The organism is Pseudomonas sp. LB3P81 (genome assembly GCF_054897965.1).
In genome coordinates, this window is record NZ_JBUBVG010000001.1 from 2427788 (window position 1) to 2443786 (window position 15999).

General features: G+C 59.6%; 18 protein-coding genes. 8 read left to right on the forward strand and 10 right to left on the reverse strand.

The genetic code is table 11. The features are described from left to right. Positions 1-45: 45 nt before the first annotated feature. From algW to ACYZTL_RS11295, 3 genes are all read left to right on the forward strand, one after another. Positions 46-1206 carry a Do family serine endopeptidase AlgW gene (gene algW, locus ACYZTL_RS11285; RefSeq protein ID WP_461951859.1) on the forward strand — a complete coding sequence of 387 codons (1161 nt, stop codon included), beginning with the start codon at positions 46-48 and terminating at the stop codon, positions 1204-1206. Positions 1207-1335: 129 nt separating this feature from the next. Then, a complete protein-coding gene (locus ACYZTL_RS11290) occupies positions 1336-3441 on the forward strand; it encodes a TonB-dependent siderophore receptor (RefSeq protein ID WP_461951860.1) in 2106 nt (701 codons plus the stop codon). A 14-nt stretch (positions 3442-3455) separates the two neighbouring features. Further along, entirely contained in the window at positions 3456-4184 is a 729-nt protein-coding gene (locus ACYZTL_RS11295) for a DUF4198 domain-containing protein (RefSeq protein ID WP_461951861.1), read from the forward strand. A 104-nt stretch (positions 4185-4288) separates the two neighbouring features. Here the strand turns inward: ACYZTL_RS11295 and hisC are convergent, their stop codons facing one another. The 10 genes from hisC to ACYZTL_RS11345 all read right to left on the reverse strand — a co-directional run bounded on the left by hisC (position 4289) and on the right by ACYZTL_RS11345 (position 12242). Beyond that, on the reverse strand, positions 4289-5341 hold the full coding sequence (hisC, locus tag ACYZTL_RS11300) for a histidinol-phosphate transaminase (protein ID WP_461951862.1): 1053 nt from the start codon (positions 5339-5341) through the stop codon (positions 4289-4291). 2 nt (positions 5342-5343) lie between these two features. Further along, positions 5344-6669, reverse strand: a complete 1326-nt coding sequence (gene hisD / locus ACYZTL_RS11305; protein WP_461951863.1) for a histidinol dehydrogenase — start codon at positions 6667-6669, stop codon at positions 5344-5346. A 125-nt stretch (positions 6670-6794) separates the two neighbouring features. Continuing rightward, a complete protein-coding gene (hisG, locus tag ACYZTL_RS11310) occupies positions 6795-7430 on the reverse strand; it encodes an ATP phosphoribosyltransferase (RefSeq protein WP_253436407.1) in 636 nt (211 codons plus the stop codon). A 127-nt stretch (positions 7431-7557) separates the two neighbouring features. Beyond that, positions 7558-8823, reverse strand: a complete 1266-nt coding sequence (gene murA, locus ACYZTL_RS11315) for a UDP-N-acetylglucosamine 1-carboxyvinyltransferase (protein ID WP_017336551.1) — start codon at positions 8821-8823, stop codon at positions 7558-7560. A 22-nt stretch (positions 8824-8845) separates the two neighbouring features. Next, positions 8846-9085 carry a BolA family protein gene (locus ACYZTL_RS11320; RefSeq protein WP_007901566.1) on the reverse strand — a complete coding sequence of 80 codons (240 nt, stop codon included), beginning with the start codon at positions 9083-9085 and terminating at the stop codon, positions 8846-8848. A gap of 113 nt (positions 9086-9198) precedes the next feature. Then, on the reverse strand, positions 9199-9504 hold the full coding sequence (locus ACYZTL_RS11325; protein WP_461951864.1) for an STAS domain-containing protein: 306 nt from the start codon (positions 9502-9504) through the stop codon (positions 9199-9201). Further along, the gene (locus tag ACYZTL_RS11330) at positions 9501-10157 is read right to left on the reverse strand and encodes an MlaC/ttg2D family ABC transporter substrate-binding protein (protein WP_461951865.1); all 657 of its coding nucleotides are present in this window, start codon (positions 10155-10157) and stop codon (positions 9501-9503) included. Before ACYZTL_RS11330 ends, ACYZTL_RS11325 begins: the two co-directional genes overlap by 4 nt. 11 nt (positions 10158-10168) lie before the next feature. Further along, positions 10169-10636 carry an outer membrane lipid asymmetry maintenance protein MlaD gene (gene mlaD, locus ACYZTL_RS11335; protein WP_046045861.1) on the reverse strand — a complete coding sequence of 156 codons (468 nt, stop codon included), beginning with the start codon at positions 10634-10636 and terminating at the stop codon, positions 10169-10171. After that, positions 10636-11433, reverse strand: a complete 798-nt coding sequence (mlaE, locus tag ACYZTL_RS11340; protein ID WP_461951866.1) for a lipid asymmetry maintenance ABC transporter permease subunit MlaE — start codon at positions 11431-11433, stop codon at positions 10636-10638. The genes mlaD and mlaE overlap by 1 nt, the downstream gene beginning before the upstream one ends. Continuing rightward, complete coding sequence (locus tag ACYZTL_RS11345) at positions 11433-12242, reverse strand: ATP-binding cassette domain-containing protein (RefSeq protein WP_461951867.1); 810 nt, start codon at positions 12240-12242, stop codon at positions 11433-11435. The genes mlaE and ACYZTL_RS11345 overlap by 1 nt, the downstream gene beginning before the upstream one ends. A 275-nt stretch (positions 12243-12517) precedes the next feature. Here ACYZTL_RS11345 and ACYZTL_RS11350 point away from each other — a divergent pair, with 275 nt between their 5' ends. Genes ACYZTL_RS11350 through lptB form a run of 5 tightly spaced genes read left to right on the forward strand, consistent with a single transcriptional unit; the run spans position 12518 to position 15856 of the window. Next, complete coding sequence (locus tag ACYZTL_RS11350) at positions 12518-13492, forward strand: KpsF/GutQ family sugar-phosphate isomerase (protein WP_461951868.1); 975 nt, start codon at positions 12518-12520, stop codon at positions 13490-13492. Continuing rightward, positions 13492-14016, forward strand: a complete 525-nt coding sequence (locus ACYZTL_RS11355) for a KdsC family phosphatase (RefSeq protein WP_461951869.1) — start codon at positions 13492-13494, stop codon at positions 14014-14016. Before ACYZTL_RS11350 ends, ACYZTL_RS11355 begins: the two co-directional genes overlap by 1 nt. Positions 14017-14023: 7 nt before the next feature. Beyond that, positions 14024-14596, forward strand: a complete 573-nt coding sequence (gene lptC / locus ACYZTL_RS11360) for an LPS export ABC transporter periplasmic protein LptC (RefSeq protein WP_461951870.1) — start codon at positions 14024-14026, stop codon at positions 14594-14596. Continuing rightward, on the forward strand, positions 14583-15131 hold the full coding sequence (gene lptA / locus ACYZTL_RS11365) for a lipopolysaccharide transport periplasmic protein LptA (protein WP_461951871.1): 549 nt from the start codon (positions 14583-14585) through the stop codon (positions 15129-15131). The genes lptC and lptA overlap by 14 nt, the downstream gene beginning before the upstream one ends. Then, entirely contained in the window at positions 15131-15856 is a 726-nt protein-coding gene (lptB, locus tag ACYZTL_RS11370; RefSeq protein ID WP_017336541.1) for an LPS export ABC transporter ATP-binding protein, read from the forward strand. Before lptA ends, lptB begins: the two co-directional genes overlap by 1 nt. The last annotated feature ends 143 nt before the right edge of the window (positions 15857-15999 follow it).

The window sequence follows — 15999 nt, forward strand, 5'->3', positions numbered from 1 at the left end:
TTATGGGCGGTCTCATACCGCCTGCAACCTTCCAGGACGTGCTTAATGCTCAAAGCGCTGCGTTTTTCCGGCTGGCCGCTGTTGGCCGGCGTGCTTATCGCTTTATTGATCATCCAGCGTTACCCGCAGTGGGTCGGGCTCCCGAGCCTCGACGTCAACCTGCAGCAAGCCCCGCAAACCACCACGATGCAGCAAGGTCCGGTGTCGTATGCCGACGCGGTCAACACCGCCGCGCCGTCGGTGGTGAACCTGTACACCACCAAGGTCATCAACAAGCCGAACCATCCGCTGTTCGAAGACCCGCAGTTCCGCCGTTTCTTCGGCGACAACGCGCCCAAGCAGAAGCGCATGGAATCGAGCCTCGGCTCCGGCGTGATCATGAGCCCGGAAGGTTATCTGCTGACCAACAACCACGTGACCAGCGGCGCCGACCAGATTGTGGTCGCGTTGAAGGACGGTCGTGAAACCCTGGCACGCGTCATCGGCAGCGACCCGGAAACCGACCTCGCGGTCCTGAAGATCGATTTGAAAAACCTGCCGTCGATTACTGTCGGCCGTTCCGACAACATCCGCATCGGTGACGTGGCCCTGGCCATCGGCAACCCGTTCGGCGTCGGCCAGACCGTTACCATGGGCATCATCAGCGCCACCGGGCGTAACCAGTTGGGCCTGAACAATTACGAAGATTTCATTCAGACCGACGCCGCGATCAACCCCGGCAACTCTGGCGGTGCGCTGGTGGACGCCAACGGCAACCTGACCGGCATCAACACCGCGATCTTCTCCAAGTCCGGCGGCTCGCAAGGCATCGGTTTCGCGATCCCGGTGAAACTGGCGATGGAAGTGATGAAGTCGATCATCGAACACGGCCAGGTGATTCGTGGCTGGCTCGGGATTGAAGTGCAGCCGCTGTCCCAGGAACTGGCGGAATCGTTTGGCTTGTCGGGGCGTCCGGGCATTGTGGTCGCGGGTATTTTCCGTGACGGGCCGGCGCAGAAGGCGGGCCTGCAATTGGGCGATGTGATTCTCGCCATCGACGGCGAACCGGCGGGTGATGGTCGTCGCTCGATGAACCAGGTCGCGCGGATCAAGCCCACCAATAAGGTCACGGTTCAGGTGATACGTAACGGCAAGGAGCTGAAGCTCACCGCGGAAATCGGTTTGCGTCCGCCGCCTGCGCCAGTCAAAGAGAAAGTAGAAGAGTAAGCCCGCAGAAACTGCCGAAGGCTGCGATTTTTTGCGTCCTCGACAGTTCCATAACGCCAAAGCCGTTAAAAGCATACATTCTCATCAGGCATGTTATATTGTTTCAAAATAGCGCTTGGAACGCATAACATGTCGTCTCGAACAATGGCTTCCCTCGCAGGCCTGGCCCTCGGTCTGCTAGGGGATCCGGTCTTCGCCGAAGAATCCCGAACCGTTGAACTGGACGCCATCAGCGTCACCTCCGACTACGAATCCCCCACCGGCCCGGTCAAGGGTTATCGCGCCACGCGCTCATCCAGTGCGACCAAAACCGACACCGCCCTTCGCGACATCCCGCAATCGATCAGCGTGATTCCCGTCAGTGTGCTCAAGGATCTGGGCAGCACCAGCGTCGAGCGCGCGCTGGATTTTGCGGGCGGTGTCTCGAAGCAGAACAACTTCGGCGGCCTGACGCTCTACGAATACAGCGTACGCGGCTTCACCACCTCGGAGTTCTACAAGGACGGTTTCAGCGCCAACCGCGGTTATCCGAGCACACCGGATGTGGCCAACATCGAACGCATCGAAGTGCTCAAAGGCCCGGCTGCCAGCCTCTATGGTCGTGGCGATCCGGGCGGCACGGTGAACATTGTCACCAAGAAACCCCAGCCCGAAGCCTTTACCACACTGCAAACCAGCGCTGGTAGTCGGGATCGTTACCGCACCGCCGTGGACGTCAACACGCCACTGGACGATGACGGCAACGTTTTGTCCCGGGTGAACCTGGCTGTCGAGGACGACCACAGCTTCCGCGATCACGTCGACAGCCAGCGCGTGTTCGTTGCGCCCTCGTTCAGTTGGCAATTGAACCCGGATACCAGCCTTTTAGTGGAGAGCGAACTCGTCCGCCACAGCTCGACATTCGATCGCGGCATCGTCGCCCCGAACAACACCTGGAGCGGCGTCTCCCGTTCGACCTTCCTTGGCGAACCCAACGACGGCGACATCGACAACCACAACAACCTGCTGCAAGCCGCCCTCGAACATCAGCTCAACGACAGCTGGAAACTGCGCCTGGCCAGCCATTACAAGGAAGGCAAGCTCTGGGGTTTCGCCTCTGAAAATCGTCCATTGAACGCCGACGGTCACACTCTCAACCGTCGCTATCGCGAGCGCGACACCCACTGGCATGACAGCATCACCCAACTCGAACTGCGCGGGCTATTCGATATCGGCAGTTGGCAACACGAACTGCTGATCGGCAGCGAATACGAGAATTTCCGCAAGAACGAACGGGTCACCACCATTACCGGCGGCCCATACGCCATCGACATTTACAACCCGGTGTATGGCCAGCCGAAACCCAATGGCGCACGCTCCGGCACTGACTTTTTCGAGCACGTCGAAAGCCAGGCGCTGAACCTTCAGGACCAGATCGTCTTCACCGACAAACTGCGCGGCATGCTCGGTGTGCGCCTCGAACATTTCGAACAAAGCATCGACGATCACAGCCGCAACGCGACCAGCCGCCAGAGCCACGACGCCCCGACCCAACGGGCCGGCCTGCTCTACCAACTGACGCCCGAAACGGGACTGTTCGCCAACGCCTCCACGTCATTCAAACCGAACAACGGCCTGGACGCCGCCGGCAAGTCCTTCGACCCGGAAGAAGGTGTCGGTTATGAGGTCGGGATCAAGAGCGAGCTGTTCGACAACCGCCTGAGTAGCACCCTCGCCGCTTTTCGAATCGACAAGAAAAACGTGCTGGCCCTCGATCCGGGCACCGACACCAGCCGCGCCATGGGCAAGGCGCGCAGCCAGGGTTTTGATCTGCAAGTCACCGGGCAAGTGAGCGACGCCGTACGGGTGATCGGTGCATTTGCCTACATCGACGCCGAAGTCACCGAGGGCGACAAGGTCATTCCGGCCGGCAGCCGCATCCTTGGCGTGGCCAAACGCAGCGGCAGTCTGCTGGGCGTTTATGAATTTCAGGATGGCCGTTTACGCGGTTCGGACCTCGGCGCCGCGTTCACTTATGTCGGCGATCGCTCGGGTGAAGCCGGCAGCGATTTCGAACTGCCGGCCTACCACACCGTCGACCTGCTGGCCCATTACAAGGCCAGCGACAACGTCACCGTGGGCCTGAATCTGAACAACTTGTTCGACGAAAAATACTATGAGCGCTCCTACAGCAATTACTGGGTCAATCCCGGCGAGCCACGCAATTTCACTGTCAGCCTGACACTCAACCTGTAAAAGGAAAAACCGCCATGCAACAAGCTAAATCAATGGTTCTGCTGGGTCTGCTCGGCGCGATGTTCGCCACTCATGTCTCGGCCCATGGCCTGTGGACCGAACAACGTCGCGGCAATATCGAAGTCATCTATGGTGATGGCGCCGAGGACGATGCCTTCAAGGCGCAGAAAATCAGCGGCGCCTGGGCCTATGACGCCGAGGGCAAGATGATCCCGGTTACCGTGCAACGCCTGGCCGACCATGCGCGCCTGCAGCCACTCAAACCACCCGCGGCACTGGCAGTCGCTCTGGATAATGGCATGTGGTCGCAGACCGCCGATAAAAAATGGATCAACGAAGGACGCAGCAAGGTGCCGGGAGCGATCGAGTCAACCGAGACCTTCAAATACAGCCTGGCGATTTACCAGCCGGGAGCGAAGTTGCCGAAACTCGACCAGATGAAATTGCTGATTCTGCCGGAGGTTGATCCGCTGACCGTTGGGCCGGGCAAGTCGCTGCCGGTTCGGGTGCTACTGAATGGCAAACCGGCGGCGGGCGTGAAGTTGGTGGGCGACTATCGCAGCGCGCCGAAGACCTTGAGCACCGAAACCGACAAGGATGGCCGCGCCCAGGTGCTGGTGCGCAATGAAGGGTTGAATGTGATTGCGGCGAAGGTGGAAATTCCGGTGAAGGACAGCCCGGATGTGAGCAGTCGCGGCCTGTTCAGTTCGCTGACATTCCTCGGCGAGCCGCATCACGATTAAGGCTTGAAGCCGGTGGTGCTTCATTCGCGAGCAAGCCCGCTCCCACACTGGATCTGTGTCGTTCACAAATCCAGTGTGGGAGCGGGCTTGCTCGCGAAGACGGATTAGAGGTCGCCCAGACCGTCGATCAGTGCCTGATTCTGCTCCGGCGTGCCAATGGAAATCCGCAGGAACTGCGCAATCCGCTCTTGCTTGAAGTGCCGAACGATCACACCTTGCTCGCGCAACTTCGCCGCCAGCCCGGCCGCATCGTGCTGCGGATGACGGGCGAAAATGAAGTTCGCCGCCGACGGCAGCACGTCAAAGCCCAAGGCCTGCAACTGCGAGATCACCCATTCACGGTTTTCGATCACTAACCGACACGTCTTGTCGAAGTACTCACGGTCCTCGAACGCAGCCGCAGCGCCGACATTCGCCATGCGATCCAGCGGGTAAGAGTTGAAGCTGTTCTTGATCCGCTCCAGCGCCTCGATCAAATCCGGATGTCCGACCGCCAGCCCCACTCGCAGGCCGGCCAACGAACGGGACTTGGACAACGTCTGGGTCACCAGCAGGTTCGGATAACGGTCCACCAACGGGATCGCTGTTTCGCCACCAAAGTCGATGTAAGCCTCATCCACCACGACCACCGAATCCGGGCTGGCCTTGAGGATCTGTTCAACCGCGTCCAGCGCCAGCAGGCAACCGGTCGGCGCGTTCGGGTTGGGGAAAATGATCCCGCCGTTTGGTTTGGCATAGTCCGCCGGGTTGATCTGGAAATGCTCGTCCAGCGGCACCGCGTCGAACGTGATGCCATACAACCCGCAGTAAACCGGGTAGAAGCTGTAGCTGATGTCCGGGAACAGCAGCGGCTGATCGTGCTGCAGCAAGCCGTGGAAGATGTGCGCCAGGACTTCGTCGGAGCCGTTGCCGAGGAACACCTGATTGCTCTGCACGCCGTAGTACTTGGCGACTGCGTTTTTCAGCAAGTCGCTGTTTGGGTCCGGGTACAGACGCAGGTTGTCGTTCAGCTCGGTCTGCATCGCAGCCAAGGCCTTGGGCGATGGACCGTAAGGATTTTCGTTGGTGTTGAGCTTCACCAGTTTCGCCAGCTTCGGCTGCTCGCCCGGCACGTAAGGCACCAGATTCTTGACGAACGGGCTCCAGAATTTACTCATGCTCAGTTCCCCTGCTTGTCGTCAACGATGCGGTATTCGGCGCTGCGGGCGTGGGCGGTCAGTGACTCGCCACGGGCCAGCACGGAAGCGGTCTTGCCCAGATCGGACGCACCCTGCTCGGAGCAGAAGATGATCGACGAGCGCTTCTGGAAGTCGTACACGCCCAGCGGCGACGAGAAGCGCGCGGTGCCGGAGGTCGGCAGCACGTGGTTCGGGCCGGCGCAGTAGTCGCCCAAGGCTTCGGAGGTGTGACGACCCATGAAGATCGCGCCCGCGTGGCGGATCTGCGGCAACCAGGCTTGCGGATCAGCGACCGACAACTCCAGGTGCTCCGGCGCAATGCGGTTGGCCACTTCGATGGCCTGATCCATGTCGCGCACCTTGATCAACGCTCCACGGCCATTGATCGAAGTTTCGATGATCTCGGCCCGCTCCATGGTCGGCAGCAGTTTGGCGATACTCGCGGCGACCTGGTCGAGGAACTCGGCGTCCGGGCTGACGAGAATCGCCTGGGCGTCTTCGTCGTGCTCGGCCTGGGAGAACAGGTCCATGGCGATCCAGTCCGGATCGGTCTTGCCGTCACACACCACGAGGATCTCGGACGGACCGGCGATCATGTCGATACCGACCTGGCCAAATACGTGGCGTTTGGCGGTGGCGACATAGATGTTGCCCGGACCGACAACCTTGTCGACCTTCGGCACGCTTTCGGTGCCGTAAGCCAGTGCGGCAACGGCTTGTGCGCCACCGATGGTGAAGACGCGGTCAACGCCGGCGATGCAGGCGGCGGCCAGTACCAGCTCGTTGATTTCACCACGCGGGGTCGGCACCACCATGACCACTTCGGTCACGCCGGCAACCTTGGCCGGAATCGCGTTCATCAACACCGACGACGGGTACGACGCCTTGCCGCCCGGGACGTAAAGGCCGGCGCGATCCAAAGGCGTGACCTTCTGGCCCAGCACGGTGCCGTCGGCTTCGGTGTAGCTCCAGGAATCCTGTTTTTGCTTCTCGTGGTAGCTGCGCACGCGGGCCGCGGCTTTTTCCAGCGCTTCACGCTGAGGCACGGTGATCCGGGTCAGGGCCAGTTCCAGGCGTTCGCGCGGCAGGATCAGGTCGGCCATCGAGGCGACGTCCAGACCGTCGAACTGCCGGGTGAATTCCACCAGCGCCGCATCGCCGCGTTCACGTACGGCTTTGATGATGTCCAGCACCCGCTGATTGACCGAGTCGTCAGACACGCTTTCCCAGCTCAGCAGATGATCCAGATGATGTGCGAAATCCGGGTCAGCAGCGTTGAGTCGGCGAATTGCAGTCAGTGCGGTCATAGCGAGAGCCTCATAGGATTGGCAAAAACTCAGGCGCCCTAACGTAACAGTCGTTTCCGCTTGGGCACCTGAGAATTCTGGCTATGAGGCGGATAGACGGCGCGACTCAAGGTCGCGCAGGTGAATCAGCCGCGGTGTCGAGACTCCACTGCCTTGCGCAGGGTGTCGATCAACGCCTGGATTCGGGCGTGCTGCATTTTCATCGAAGCTTTGTTGACGATCAGCCGGGAGCTGATGTCGGCAATGAAATCCTGAGGTTCCAGGCCATTGGCGCGCAGCGTATTGCCGGTGTCGACCACGTCGATGATCTTGTCCGCCAGACCGATCAACGGTGCCAGTTCCATCGAGCCGTAGAGCTTGATGATGTCGACCTGGCGGCCCTGTTCGGCGTAATAGCGTTTGGCAATGTTGACGAACTTGGTTGCCACGCGCAGACGGCCCTTGGGCTCGACGTCGCCGACACGGCCAGCGGTCATCAGCTTGCAGAGGGCAATTCGCAGGTCCAGAGGCTCGTACAGGCCCTGGCCACCGTATTCCATCAGCACATCTTTACCGGCGACGCCCAGGTCAGCGGCACCATGCTCGACGTAAGTCGGCACGTCGGTGGCGCGCACGATCAGCAGGCGTACATCGGCCTGGGTCGTGGGGATGATCAGCTTGCGGCTCTTGTCCGGATTCTCGGTCGGCACGATGCCCGCTTCAGCCAGAAGCGGCAGGGTGTCGTCAAGGATGCGGCCCTTGGACAGTGCGATGGTCAACATGGGAAACGTCAGTCCTTATCAAGGTACGTGCCCGGTCACAGACGGCGCCGGACACACATCGAAGGTGAAACACCTTCGACTTGAAACGAATTCAACGGGCACATCCTTATGCCCATGCAGCAAAAAACTAGCCCGGTACGCGGCGGATCTTGGCGCCGAGCATCTGCAGTTTCTCTTCGATGCACTCGTAACCACGGTCGATGTGGTAGATGCGGTCGATCAGGGTGTCGCCTTCGGCGATCAGCGCCGAGATCACCAGGCTGGCCGAAGCACGCAGGTCGGTGGCCATGACTGGCGCGCCTTTCAGCTTCTCGGTGCCGGTAACGATGGCGGTGTTGCCTTCGACCTGGATCTTGGCGCCCATGCGGTGCAGTTCGTAAACGTGCATGAAGCGGTTTTCGAAGATCGTCTCGATCACTGCGCCCGTGCCTTCGGCAATGGCGTTGAGCGAGATGAACTGCGCCTGCATGTCGGTAGGGAACGCCGGGTACGGAGCAGTCCGCACGTTGACGGCTTTTGGCCGCTTGCCGTGCATGTTCAGCTCGATCCAGTCTTCGCCGCAGGTGATTTCGGCACCCGACTCACGGAGTTTTTCCAGGACGGCTTCGAGGATGGTCGGATCAGTGTCCTTGACCTTCACGCGACCGCCGGTCACGGCAGCGGCAACCAGGTAGGTGCCGGTTTCGATACGGTCAGGCATCACTTTGTAAGTGGTGGTGTGCAGACGCTCGACGCCATCGATGGTGATGGTGTCGGTGCCGGCGCCAGTGATCTTGGCACCCATGGCGATCAGGAAGTTCGCCAGGTCCACCACTTCAGGCTCGCGTGCGGCGTTGGCCAGAACGCTGCGGCCTTTGGCCAGAGCGGCTGCCATCATGATGTTTTCGGTACCGGTCACGCTGACGGTGTCGAAGAAGAAGTGCGCGCCGCGCAGGCCGCCTTCAGGGGCCTTGGCCTTGATGTAGCCGCCTTCGACGTCGATGACCGCGCCCATGGCTTCAAGACCACGGATGTGCAGGTCCACCGGACGCGAACCGATGGCGCAACCGCCAGGCAGTGCGACTTCGGCTTCACCGAAACGGGCAACCATCGGGCCCAGCACCAGGATCGACGCACGCATGGTTTTCACCAGTTCGTACGGAGCGATCAGGGTCTTGATGGTGCGCGGGTCGATTTCGACGCTGAGTTTCTCGTCGATCACCGGCTCGATGCCCATGCGACCGAACAGTTCGATCATGGTGGTGATGTCATGCAGGTGCGGCAGGTTGGCAACGGTAACCGGGCCATCGCACAGCAAGGTTGCAGCCAGGATCGGCAGGGCAGAGTTCTTTGCCCCGGAAATGCGGATCTCGCCATCAAGACGAGCGCCACCGGTAATAATCAATTTATCCATAAGAATCTCGACGCCCTTGGGCTCAGGTGCGCTCGGCCCAGGCCGCGCTGCTGAAAAATTTCATAGTGACCGCATGGATGCTGCCATCGGTGATCCATGGGTTCAAATGGGCATAGACCTGCTGCTGACGCTTCACCGGGCTCAACGCCGCCAGTTCATCGCTAATCACGTTCAGCTGAAAGTTGCAGCCTTCGCCTTCAACTTCCACCTTTGTGTTTGGCAGCTTTCCTTCAAGGAAGCTCTTCACTTCTACGGCCTGCATGCTCAACCTCAATCGGCGCCCTTTGCGCGCGGGTCGGACATCATACAAAAAAGCCCCGCGCCTGCGAACCCCGCGAAGCAGGACTCTGACGGGGGGCTTCCTTAACGATGCGGTTAGGGATGCGCCAACAGCTCGGTCAATTCGCTAACCTGAGCAATTTCACGCATGTCTTCGGGCATTGCACGGATGCTCAGCGGCTTGCCGGCCTCCTCGGCATCACGCATGAAACACAGCAGCAGCGACAAGCCGACACTGCTGGACTTCAACACCGCCGAACAATCCACCACCAGTGCGATGGCCTTGCTGGCCTTGATCAGCGCCTGGCCCTGCTTGCGCAAGCCAGGACCGGTGCGGTAGTCCAGCATGCCGCTGAGCATCAGCTCGCCGGATTCATTCATGCGAATGGCCGACACACTCATTGGGACTGCGTCTCGGTGGATTGCTTCTCGCTGGCTTCCTTGGCTTTGGCGACTTCACCGGCCCAACCATTGATGGTCTTGTCCAGGTCGTTGCCATTGCGCTGCATCGCATCAGCGAACTGATCGCGGAACAGCTTGCCGATGTTGATGCCATTGATGATCACGTTGCGCAGCTTCCACTCGCCATTGATCTTGTCGAGCGTGTAGGACACAGGATAGATCGCGCCGTTGCTGCCCTTGACCGTCATGCCAACGCTCGTGCGGTCTCCCGACTCATCCTTGGCTGGGTCGACGACGATGCCCTGATTGTTGTACTCGAGCAAGGCGTTGCCATAGAACTGGAACAGGCCTTTTTTGAAGTTTTCTTCAAAGGTCTTCATTTGCGCAGGCGTGGCCTTGCGCGAATACTTGACCGTCATGATGCTTTTGGAAATGCCCTCGGCATCCACCACAGGGCCGACGATGTCGTTCAGCGCCTTATAAAAGTCCTGCGGGTCGTGCTTGTACTTCTCTTTGTTGGCTGACAGATCCGCCAACAGCCGGGTAGTGGTGTCCTGTACCAGTTCGTGCGCGGAAGGCGCCGCCACGGCATTAGCCATCAACGGCAGGGCCGCGAGTAATACCAACAGGCCACGTCGCAAGGTAGAGATCATTCAAAAGCTCCTCATTTGGCGTCTTTGCTAACGGTATTGAGCAGGAATTTACCGATCAGGTCCTCGAGCACCAGCGACGACTGGGTGTCGTGGATGGTTCCACCATCCTTGAGCAGGCCTTCTTCGCCGCCCACGCTGAGACCGATGTATTTCTCGCCCAACAGGCCAGCCGTCAGAATAGATGCAGTGGAGTCAGTCGGCAGGTTATCTACGCGTTTTTCCAGCTGCATCGTCACCCGACCGGTGAAACTGTCGCGGTCCAGATCGATCGCCGTGACCTTGCCGATGGTCACACCGGCCATGGTCACTTTAGCTCTGACCGTCAAACCGGCGATATTATCGAAATAGGCATAAAGTTTATAAGTATCGGTGGTTGCGCTCGGGGACAAGCCACTCACCCGCAACGCCAGCAACAGCAAAGCCAGGATGCCAGCCAGCAAGAAAAGGCCGACACCGATTTCCAGGGTGCGGTTTTGCATCAGAAATCTCCAAACATCAAGGCAGTCAGAATAAAGTCCAGGCCGAGTACAGCCAACGAGGCATACACCACGGTCTTGGTAGTGGCACGACTGATCCCCTCGGATGTGGGCTCGCAGTCATAGCCTTGGAATACGGCGATCCAGGTCACGACAAAGGCGAAGACGATGCTTTTGATGATGCCGTTGAGCACATCCTCAGTGAACGTCACGCTGTTCTGCATGTTGGACCAGTAGGAACCTTCATAGACACCCAGCCAGTCGACGGCCACCCACGAACCGCCCCAGATACCCACCACGCTGAAAATCATCGCCAGCACCGGCAGGGAAATGAAGCCGGCCCACAGGCGCGGGGCAATGATGTACTTGAGCGGGTCGACACCAATCATTTCCAGACTGGACAGCTGCTCGGTGGACTTCATGTTGCCGATTTCAGCCGTCAGGGCTGAACCGGCGCGTCCGGCGAACAGCAATGCCGTGACCACGGGGCCCAGTTCACGCAGCAAGGTCAGGGCAACCATCTGCCCGACCGCCTGCTCCGAACCGTAGCTGGAGAGGATGTTGAACCCTTGCAGCGCCAGCACCATGCCGATGAACACCCCGGAGACCACGATGATCACCAGGGACATCACGCCCACCGAATGCAGTTGCTTGATCAGCAGGCCGAAACCGCCGCCGATACCGCCTCGACCGAGCAAGGCATGAAACAGGAATATCGTCGAACGGCCGAACACCGCCAGCACGTCGATGCCGGCGTGGCCGAACCGGCGCACGCGTTCCATGAGTGAAATCTTGCGCATCAACGCTTCCCCAGAAGATCTGCGCGGTAATCCGTCGCTGGAAAGTGGTATGCGACCGGGCCATCGGGTTCGCCGGTCATGAATTGGCGAATCCGTGGCTCTTGCGAGTTCATCAGTTCCTCGGGCGTGCCCTGCCCCAACACCTGGCCTTCGCCGACCACATAAATGTAGTCAGCAATGCTCGCGGTCTCGGCCAGGTCGTGGGAGACCACGATGCTGGTGATACCCAGGGCGTCGTTGAGCAGGCGGATCAGGCGCACCAATACGCCCATGGCGATCGGGTCCTGACCGACGAAGGGTTCGTCATACATGAGGATCTGCGGATCGAGGGCAATCGCCCGGGCCAGCGCAACGCGGCGCTTCATGCCGCCGGACAGCTCGTCAGGCATCAGGTCGATGGAGCCACGCAGGCCCACGGCCTGCAATTTGAGCAGCACAATGTCCCGGATCATTTCTTCCGGAAGCTCGGTATGAACGCGTAGCGGAAAGGCGACGTTCTCGAACACGTCGAGATCGGTAAACAGTGCGCCACTCTGAAACAGCACACCCATGTGCTTGCGCGCATCGAACAAATCACTGCGCGACAATTTCGGCAGGTTCTGACCGTTGACCCAGACTTCGCCCTTGGTCGGACGCAACTGGGCGCCCATCAAACGCAACAGTGTGGTCTTGCCACACCCGGAAGGCCCCATGATGCCGGTGACCTTGCCGCGCGGAATACGGATATCGACGTTATTGAAAATGCTGCGCGCACCGCGCTTGAAGGTCAGTCCCTTCAGCTCGACCGCGTAGGCGTTATCGGCACTCATCTAAACTCCTTGCGATGCAGCCTCTCACTCGGACGCCTTTCTCTCTGACGAAAGCACATACCTCCCGGGCAGGCCGAACTGGCGGCGAACTATATCATTGCAAAGGCCAAGCGCCCAAGGCCCAAGCCGGGCCATGTTCAGCAACTTGACCGGCAAAAGGCTTCATTTAGAGGGATTCGGTAACAGGGAATGTCAAAGCGCGACGAACTTGCGTGAGGGTTTCGATCATTACCGCTATAATCGCCGCCTTTTCATCAGGCTATACGATTTCTGACATGAGCCAATCCAGCGACCTGATTCAATCAGCACAACGCACCATCCGCCTCGAACTGGAAGCCGTACAAGGCTTGCTGCCCCATATCGACGCAGATTTCGTACGCGCTTGCGAGATGATTCTGGCCAGCAAAGGCCGCGTGGTCGTGGTCGGCATGGGCAAGTCGGGGCATATCGGCAACAAGATTGCCGCCACCCTGGCCAGCACCGGCACCACGGCTTTCTTCGTGCACCCGGCCGAAGCCAGCCACGGCGACATGGGCATGATTACCCGCGACGACATCATCCTGGCCTTGTCGAACTCCGGCTCCACCAATGAAATCGTCACCCTGCTGCCGTTGATCAAACGTCTGGGCATCAAATTGATCAGTGTGACCGGCAACCCCGACTCACCGCTGGCCAAGGCTGCCGAGGTCAATCTCAACGTGCATGTCGAACACGAAGCCTGCCCGCTGAACCTGGCACCGACATCGTCGACCACCGCCGCCCTGGTCATGGGCGATGCGCTGGCCGTTGCGTTGCTCGAAGCCCGCGGCTTTACCGCTGAAGACTTCGCCTTTTCCCACCCTGGTGGCGCGCTGGGCCGACGCCTGCTGTTGAAAGTGGAAAACGTCATGCACGCCGGGCAGGATCTGCCGCAAGTCCAGCGCGGGACACTGCTCAAGGACGCGCTGATGGAGATGACCCGCAAGGGTCTGGGCATGACCGTTATTCTGGAAGCCGACGGCAAACTCGCCGGGATCTTCACCGACGGCGATTTGCGCCGTACCCTGGACCGCAGCATCGATATTCACAGCGCCACGATCGACCAGGTCATGACCGCCCACGGCAAGACCGCCCGCGCCGAAATGCTCGCCGCCGAGGCCCTTAAAATCATGGAAGACCATAAAATCAACGCGCTGGTCGTGGTCGACAGCGAAGACCGTCCGGTCGGCGCCTTGAACATGCACGACTTGCTGCGTGCAGGAGTAATGTAATGAGCATGGACCTGCTGCAACGCGGCAAACAGATCAAACTGGCGGTATTCGACGTCGACGGCGTCCTGACCGACGGGCGCCTGTACTTCCTTGAAGACGGCAGCGAATTCAAGACCTTCAACACGCTCGACGGCCAGGGCATCAAGATGTTGATGGCGGCCGGCGTACAGACCGCTATCATCAGCGGCCGCAAGACCCCGGTGGTCGAGCGACGGGCGAAGAACCTCGGCATTCCCCACCTGTATCAGGGTCGCGAAGATAAACTGGTGGTGCTGGACGAACTTCTCGCCCAACTCAACCTAAGCTACGAACAAGTCGCCTACCTCGGGGACGACCTGCCAGACCTGCCGGTGATTCGCCGCGTCGGCCTGGGCATGGCAGTAGCCAATGCCGCCAGCTTCGTGCGTGAACACGCCCATGGCATCACCCAGGCCCGTGGTGGCGAGGGTGCCGCCCGCGAATTCTGCGAATTGATCCTGCGCGCCCAGGGCCGCCTCGATGCGGCCAACGCTGCGTACCTGTGAGCCAACTATGCTGAGCAAGAAATTTCGCAACATCCTGGTGTTCGGCTGCATCACAGCGATTTTTGCTGCGGTCGGCTACTGGAACATCAGCCCGGAACGCTTCCTTGACCAGCCGGTGGCAAAGGTCGATGAAAGCGCGATCGACTATTACGCACTCAACGCCCACAGCGTGCAGTACCTGCCGGACGGCAAGCTGCAGTACGAAATGACGTCCGACAAGGTTGAACACCTGAAAGCGACCGAAGTGACGCTGCTGACCAATCCGGACCTGAACCTGTTCCGCGGCACCGAATTCCCTTGGCACGTCCAGAGCGAACACGGCGAAGTCAACCCGGACGGCACCCAGGTCGAACTGATCGACTCGGTGCGCATCACCCGTTTCGACGAGAAAAACCGCAAGACCCTGATTACCACCACCCGCATGACCGTGTTCCCGCAACAGCAATATGCGCAGACCGATCAACCCGTTAGAATCGACGGCGCTGGCGGTGTATCGACTGGCAAGGGAATGAAAGCGTATTTGAAAGAAAGCAGGATACACCTGCTATCGAACGTAAGAGGACAGTATGAGGCTCGTTAAAACTCTCCCTATTTTGCTCGGTCTGGGCGCAGCACTGGGAAGCGTGAGCGCCTGGGCTCTGCCGAACGATCAACAGCAGCCTATCCGCATCCAGGCCGACGACGCCCAACTGGACGACAAGAATGGCGTTGCCACCTACACCGGCGACGTGATCATTACCCAGGGTTCGATGAAGGTTACCGGCAACAAGGTCACCATCACCCGTACCCCGGCCGGTGACATTGACGTGGTGACTTCGGTGGGCAACCTGGCTTACTTCGAGCAGTTGCAGACCGCCGGCGACACCAAACCGGTTCAGGGCTACGGCATCACCATCCAGTACCACGCCTCGCAAGACCGCGTCGTGCTGATTGATCGTGCCAAAGTCATCGACAAGGACGGCAACGTTACCCAAGGCGAGAAAATCGTCTACGACACCAACAAAAAGCTTGCCACCGCCGGTCGTGCCAAAGGCACCAACGTGACCGAGTCGCGTCCGCGCATCGACATGGTTATCCAGCCGAAAAAGAAAACCGACGAGCAAAAGGCCCAGTAATGGCAACTCTGAAAGCTCAGCATCTGGCCAAGAGCTACAAGAGCCGTCAGGTCGTGCGCGACGTCAGCCTGTCCATCGACAGCGGTCAGATCGTCGGCCTGCTTGGCCCTAACGGCGCCGGCAAGACCACCTGCTTCTACATGATCGTCGGCCTGGTTCAGGCCGATCAGGGCCGCGTCCTGATCGATGATCTGGATGTCAGCCACCAGCCGATGCACGGTCGTGCGAAGGCCGGTATCGGCTATCTTCCGCAGGAAGCGTCGATCTTTCGCAAACTCTCGGTCGCCGACAACATCATGGCGATCCTCGAGACCCGCAAGGAACTCGACAAGGCCGATCGTCGCAAAGAGCTGGAAAGCCTGCTGCAGGAATTCCACATCAGCCACATCCGCGACAACCTCGGCATGAGCCTGTCCGGTGGTGAACGCCGCCGCGTGGAAATCGCCCGGGCACTGGCGACCAACCCGAAATTCATCCTCCTCGACGAACCCTTTGCCGGCGTGGACCCGATTTCGGTGGGTGACATCAAGCAGATCATCTACCACCTCAAAGCCAAGGGCATTGGCGTGCTGATCACTGACCACAACGTCCGTGAAACCCTGGATATCTGCGAAACCGCCTATATCGTCAACGATGGTCAGCTCATCGCCGAAGGTGATTCGGCCACCATCCTGGCCAACGACCTGGTCAAGGAAGTGTATCTGGGCCACGAGTTCCGCCTGTAAGCACTGAGGTGTCTGGCAAGTCGCCCGAGCGCTCGTCTCGATAAAAAATCAACAGTTTTTTATTGTCACGACGCTCTAGGCAAACGTTGTGGTTTCAGGCATATAATTTGCTTATGTTTGGCGCTCCGGCGCCCTGTAGTGGA

Excerpts from the sequence above, each read along its gene's own strand:
- algW (WP_461951859.1), top strand. The coding sequence starts at position 46 with ATGCTCAAAGCGCTGCGTTTTTCCGGCTGGCCGCTGTTGGCCGGCGTG.
- ACYZTL_RS11290 (WP_461951860.1), top strand. The coding sequence starts at position 1,336 with ATGTCGTCTCGAACAATGGCTTCCCTCGCAGGCCTGGCCCTCGGTCTG.
- ACYZTL_RS11295 (WP_461951861.1), top strand. The coding sequence starts at position 3,456 with ATGCAACAAGCTAAATCAATGGTTCTGCTGGGTCTGCTCGGCGCGATG.
- hisC (WP_461951862.1), bottom strand. The coding sequence starts at position 5,341 with ATGAGTAAATTCTGGAGCCCGTTCGTCAAGAATCTGGTGCCTTACGTG.
- hisD (WP_461951863.1), bottom strand. The coding sequence starts at position 6,669 with ATGACCGCACTGACTGCAATTCGCCGACTCAACGCTGCTGACCCGGAT.
- hisG (WP_253436407.1), bottom strand. The coding sequence starts at position 7,430 with ATGTTGACCATCGCACTGTCCAAGGGCCGCATCCTTGACGACACCCTG.
- murA (WP_017336551.1), bottom strand. The coding sequence starts at position 8,823 with ATGGATAAATTGATTATTACCGGTGGCGCTCGTCTTGATGGCGAGATC.
- ACYZTL_RS11320 (WP_007901566.1), bottom strand. The coding sequence starts at position 9,085 with ATGCAGGCCGTAGAAGTGAAGAGCTTCCTTGAAGGAAAGCTGCCAAAC.
- ACYZTL_RS11325 (WP_461951864.1), bottom strand. The coding sequence starts at position 9,504 with ATGAGTGTGTCGGCCATTCGCATGAATGAATCCGGCGAGCTGATGCTC.
- ACYZTL_RS11330 (WP_461951865.1), bottom strand. The coding sequence starts at position 10,157 with ATGATCTCTACCTTGCGACGTGGCCTGTTGGTATTACTCGCGGCCCTG.
- mlaD (WP_046045861.1), bottom strand. The coding sequence starts at position 10,636 with ATGCAAAACCGCACCCTGGAAATCGGTGTCGGCCTTTTCTTGCTGGCT.
- mlaE (WP_461951866.1), bottom strand. The coding sequence starts at position 11,433 with ATGCGCAAGATTTCACTCATGGAACGCGTGCGCCGGTTCGGCCACGCC.
- ACYZTL_RS11345 (WP_461951867.1), bottom strand. The coding sequence starts at position 12,242 with ATGAGTGCCGATAACGCCTACGCGGTCGAGCTGAAGGGACTGACCTTC.
- ACYZTL_RS11350 (WP_461951868.1), top strand. The coding sequence starts at position 12,518 with ATGAGCCAATCCAGCGACCTGATTCAATCAGCACAACGCACCATCCGC.
- ACYZTL_RS11355 (WP_461951869.1), top strand. The coding sequence starts at position 13,492 with ATGAGCATGGACCTGCTGCAACGCGGCAAACAGATCAAACTGGCGGTA.
- lptC (WP_461951870.1), top strand. The coding sequence starts at position 14,024 with ATGCTGAGCAAGAAATTTCGCAACATCCTGGTGTTCGGCTGCATCACA.
- lptA (WP_461951871.1), top strand. The coding sequence starts at position 14,583 with ATGAGGCTCGTTAAAACTCTCCCTATTTTGCTCGGTCTGGGCGCAGCA.
- lptB (WP_017336541.1), top strand. The coding sequence starts at position 15,131 with ATGGCAACTCTGAAAGCTCAGCATCTGGCCAAGAGCTACAAGAGCCGT.